The sequence below is a fragment of the Streptomyces sp. SBT349 genome (assembly GCF_001083795.1).
Classification (GTDB): domain Bacteria; phylum Actinomycetota; class Actinomycetes; order Streptomycetales; family Streptomycetaceae; genus Streptomyces.
The window spans coordinates 1-4,093 of sequence record NZ_LAVK01000502.1; the positions used below are offsets into that span (position 1 = coordinate 1).

Sequence of the window (4,093 nt, forward strand, 5' to 3'; positions counted from 1 at the left end):
GGTCCGCTCCCCCACCGTGGGGAACGGGTGGCCCTCCCCCGGATCCACCCACAGCCGCCGCGCCGCCGAGACCGCCTCCAGCATGGCCTTGGCGTCCGGCAGGGAACGCAACGACGTCTCGCCCCGCAGCCGTTCGAGCAGCAGCGCCCCCTCGTCGGGTGCCGCGCGCAGCACCCGCACCGCCCCCAGCCCGTTCCAGCGGCGCAGCGCCGCCTCCTCACGTCCGGCCGGGGCGTCGGGCGCGCATATCTTGAGCGCCGCGCGACCGCCGCCGGCCTCCCGCACCAGGACCGTCATGCTGGTCCGGCCGCCGGGTGCGACGACCCGCTCCGCGGTCAGCCCCCAGCGGCGCAGCAGGTCGTCGGCGAGGGCGGGCAGGGCCGCCAGCCAGTCGCCCGCGGCGGCCTTCTGGGCGCGCGCCAGCCTCTCGGGCGGCCGTGGCCGGACGGGGGCGGTCATGCTCAGCGCTCCCCTTCCCTCTCCGCGTACTCGGCGAGCCCGGGGAACGGCTCGCCGTGGCCGCGCCAGCGCGCCGCGCGCACCGCCGTCTCGCGCAGCGCGGCGGCGGCATCCCGCCTGACCTCGCCCTCGCCGGCCAGCACCAGGTCGGCGTAGGCGCCGGCCAGCCGGGTCTCCAGCTCCACGGCCAGCTCCACCGCGCCGGCGCTGTCGGTGACCTCGAACGGCAGCGCGTAGCCCGCCGCGGCGGCGACGGGGGCACCGCCGAGGTCGCGGACGGCGCGGTCCATCAGGTCGCGCCGGCTCAGGTGCGCGGCGTGCGCCTCGCGGGCCTCGGCGCCGCGGTCCGCGCCGATGCGGCCGCCGACCACGCCGTAGCCGTAGACCGCGGCGTGCTCAGCGGCCAGCGCGGCCTGGGCGGCTTCGAGTTGAGGGGACGAGTCGGTCATGCGCGGACCTCGTTCAGGAGGTGGGCCTGGACCTCGCCCGCGGCGGCCAGGGAGGCCAGCAGCCGGGCGAGCTCGGGCGGGGCGTCGGTCAGCGCGCGCAGCCGCTCCTCGGCGGCCCGTCGTTCGGCTTCGGCCAGCGCCGCGATGGCCTGCTCCTTCGCCGCGGGCACCTCGGGCGGGGCCCCGGCGACGCCGGTCGTCTCCTCCCCCGGCTCGTGGAGCGCGCCGACATGGGCGGAGACCACGTCGCGGAACGGCGTGAGCGGGCCGGCCAGCGACGGGTGGGCCGAGACCGTGGCCTCGTAACGCGCCAGCAGCGCGGTGCTCTCCCTGGCCTCGCGGCGGCGCAGGCCGCGCGTGCTCGCGGCGGCCTCGGCGGCCGCGTCGCCGCCGCCTGAGGTGCAACCGGTGAGGGCGCCGGCCAGCAGCACGCCGGCCAGCAGGGAACGTCGGGACACGGTAGAGGGCTCGGCAGAGGACATGGTTCCCCGCACTTCCCCTTCTCGCGGAGGGCCGTGGGCTTGGGCGGCGGCTCCCGCGCCGGGCAGTCCCGGTGGGAGGACGGGGGAGATCACCGCCCCGTGAGCGTACCTGTGCGCTGCGCCTATCCCGGTGCCACCCCGTCTCCCGGCGTGCCAGCCCTGGCCGTCCGGTCGGTCGGCGTACCGTGCCGCAGGCGATAGGCTGTTGAGCGAAACGCCCGAGACGCACCCACAACAGCAGACGCGGCCGAGGAGTCACCCGGATGAGCACGACCCAGATCGACAGGCTGCGGGAGTTGCTGGAGCCGCTGGCCGGGAAGCGCGGGATGGACCTCGAGGATGTCAGGGTCACGCCGGCCGGGCGGCGGCGGGTGCTCCAGGTCGTGGTGGACACCGACCAGGGCGTGGGGCTCGACGCGTGCGCGGAGCTGAGCCGCGAGGTCTCCGCGGTGCTGGACGAGAGTGACGTGATGGGCGGCGCCCCCTATGTGCTCGAGGTGACCTCGCCGGGCGCCGAGCGTCCGCTGACCGAGCCGCGGCACTACCGGCGCTCCGTCGGCAGGCTGCTGCGGCTGCGGCTGCGGGAGGGCGGCGAGCTGACCGGGCGGCTGCTGGCCTTCGACGACGCCGGGCTTGATCTCGAGGTGCCCGGGGAGAAGGGCCGCAAGGCCACGGCCCGCCGCGTCGGCCTCGACGACGTGGCGTCGGCGCGGATCGAGCTGGAGTTCAGCCGCAGGCCCGCTGGTGACCAGAGCCCGAAGGAGGCGTAGCAGTGGACATCGACATGAAGGCGCTACAGGCCCTTGTGCAGGAGAAGGAGATCTCCTTCGACGTGCTGGTGGAGGCCATCGAGTCGGCCCTTCTGATCGCCTACCACCGCACCGAGGGCAGCAGCAGGCAGGCGAGGGTGGTGCTCGACCGGGCGACGGGCCATGTGACGGTCTGGGCCCGCGAGGACGCGGACGACCTGGCGGACCTGGGCGACCGGACCGGGGCGGAGGGCGCCGGCGAGGAGGGCGAGGGCGGCGAGGGAGCCGGGGCACCGGAGCCGAGGGAGTTCGACGACACCCCGCAGGGCTTCGGCCGGATCGCCGCCACCACCGCCAAGCAGGTCATCCTCCAGCGCCTCCGCGACGCCGAGGAGGACATCACGTTCGGCGAGTACGCCGGGCGGGAGGGCGACGTGGTCGCGGGCATCGTGCAGCAGGGCAGGGACCCCAAGAGCGTGCTGGTGGACATCGGCCGGCTGGAGGCGATCCTGCCGCCGCAGGAGCAGGTGCCGGGCGAGCACTATCCGCACGGCGCGCGCCTGCGCTCGTACGTGGTGCGGGTGGTGAAGGGCACGCGCGGCCCCTCGGTCACGCTGTCACGCACGCATCCCAATTTGGTCAAGAAGTTGTTCGAGCTTGAGGTGCCCGAGATCGCCGACGGCTCGGTGGAGATCGCGGCGATCGCCCGGGAGGCGGGGCACCGGACCAAGATCGCGGTACGGTCGCTGCGCCCCGGGCTGAACGCGAAGGGCGCCTGCATCGGGCCGATGGGCGGCCGGGTGCGCAGCGTGATGGCGGAGCTGCACGGAGAGAAGATCGACATCGTCGACTGGTCGGACGATCCGGCGGAGCTGGTGGCCAACGCCCTGTCCCCGGCGCGGGTGACCAAGGTGGACGTGGTCGACCAGATGGCCAGGTCGGCGCGGGTGACCGTGCCCGATTACCAGCTGTCGCTGGCGATCGGCAAGGAGGGGCAGAACGCCCGGCTCGCGGCCCGGCTGACCGGCTGGCGGATCGACATCCGGCCGGACACCGAGCAGAGCGAGCAGTCGGCGCCGTAGGCGTGGGCGCGGCGGCCGGGAATGCCGGCGGCCGTCGCGTCGTTGGCGACAAGTGGCGTGAGCCCGCCCGCGGGGCTGGGCGCGCGGGGAGGTAGAATCATCAGTGTCTGGCCGGACACGGGACCCATCCTGCCCTGAGCGCACCTGCGTGGGTTGTCGGCAGCGGTCGGCCCGGAAGGGGCTGTTGCGTGTGGTGGTGGACGGGGATCGCTGTGTCCCTGATCATCGCGGTACGCTGCCCGGTCGGGGCGCCTATGTGCATCCCACACCGACGTGCCTGGAGCTGGCGGTCCGCCGTCGGGCGTTTCCCAGGGCCCTGAGGGTCCAGGGGCCGCTCGACACCGGAGAGCTGCACCAGGTGATCGGCCGGACAGAATCGTAAGAAGCGTCGTGCGGACGGTCCGCACGGCCAGGTACCTCGCGAGTTGGAAGTAGGTCGAGATTGCGATGAGCACTCGATGAGTACGCGATGAGTACGCCCGTGAAGTAGCGAAGGTCCGGCGGACGACCGACCCCGGACCGTTAAAGGAGCGAAGTGGCTAAGGTCCGGGTATACGAGCTCGCCAAGGAGCTTGGAGTCGAGAGCAAGGTCGTCATGGCCAAGCTCCAAGAGCTTGGTGAATTCGTCCGTTCGGCGTCCTCGACGATCGAGGCGCCAGTAGTACGCAAACTGACAGACGCGTTCAGTGGCAATGGCAGTGGCGGCGGCCGCAGGTCGGCCAGGCCGGGTGCGCCCGCGCCCAGGCCCCCGGCGCCCAAGCCGGGTGCCGTGAGCGCCAAGCCGGGGGCCCCCGCCCCCAGGCCCGCCGGGGGAGCGTCGCCCAAGCCGGGCGCGCCGCGACCGGCGCCGAAGCCCGGCTCCAAGCCGGCTC

General features: G+C 74.2%; 7 protein-coding genes. 4 read left to right on the forward strand and 3 right to left on the reverse strand.

Annotation, left to right across the window (positions count from 1 at the left end):
* From ADY01_RS33655 to ADY01_RS33665, 3 genes are all read right to left on the reverse strand, one after another.
* On the reverse strand, positions 1–459 hold a 459-nt coding region (locus ADY01_RS33655), incomplete at its 3' end, for an aminoglycoside phosphotransferase family protein (RefSeq protein WP_049580557.1).
* 2 nt (positions 460–461) lie between these two features.
* A complete protein-coding gene (locus ADY01_RS33660; protein ID WP_049580559.1) occupies positions 462–908 on the reverse strand; it encodes a ferritin-like domain-containing protein in 447 nt (148 codons plus the stop codon).
* The gene (locus ADY01_RS33665; RefSeq protein ID WP_078900829.1) at positions 905–1,366 is read right to left on the reverse strand and encodes a hypothetical protein; all 462 of its coding nucleotides are present in this window, start codon (positions 1,364–1,366) and stop codon (positions 905–907) included. The genes ADY01_RS33660 and ADY01_RS33665 overlap by 4 nt, the downstream gene beginning before the upstream one ends.
* A 287-nt stretch (positions 1,367–1,653) precedes the next feature.
* On the opposite strand from ADY01_RS33665, the gene rimP reads away from it, so the two are divergent.
* The 4 genes from rimP to ADY01_RS37715 form a co-directional block, all read left to right on the forward strand.
* The gene (rimP, locus tag ADY01_RS33670) at positions 1,654–2,160 is read left to right on the forward strand and encodes a ribosome maturation factor RimP (protein WP_049580560.1); all 507 of its coding nucleotides are present in this window, start codon (positions 1,654–1,656) and stop codon (positions 2,158–2,160) included.
* A 2-nt stretch (positions 2,161–2,162) separates the two neighbouring features.
* Positions 2,163–3,221, forward strand: a complete 1,059-nt coding sequence (gene nusA, locus ADY01_RS33675; protein ID WP_049580561.1) for a transcription termination factor NusA — start codon at positions 2,163–2,165, stop codon at positions 3,219–3,221.
* A gap of 103 nt (positions 3,222–3,324) precedes the next feature.
* Positions 3,325–3,603, forward strand: coding sequence for a YlxR family protein (locus tag ADY01_RS37710; RefSeq protein ID WP_078900830.1), 279 nt, complete (start codon positions 3,325–3,327; stop codon positions 3,601–3,603).
* A gap of 153 nt (positions 3,604–3,756) precedes the next feature.
* The coding region (locus tag ADY01_RS37715) for a translation initiation factor IF-2 N-terminal domain-containing protein (protein WP_199826375.1) at positions 3,757–4,093 on the forward strand (337 nt) is incomplete at its 3' end.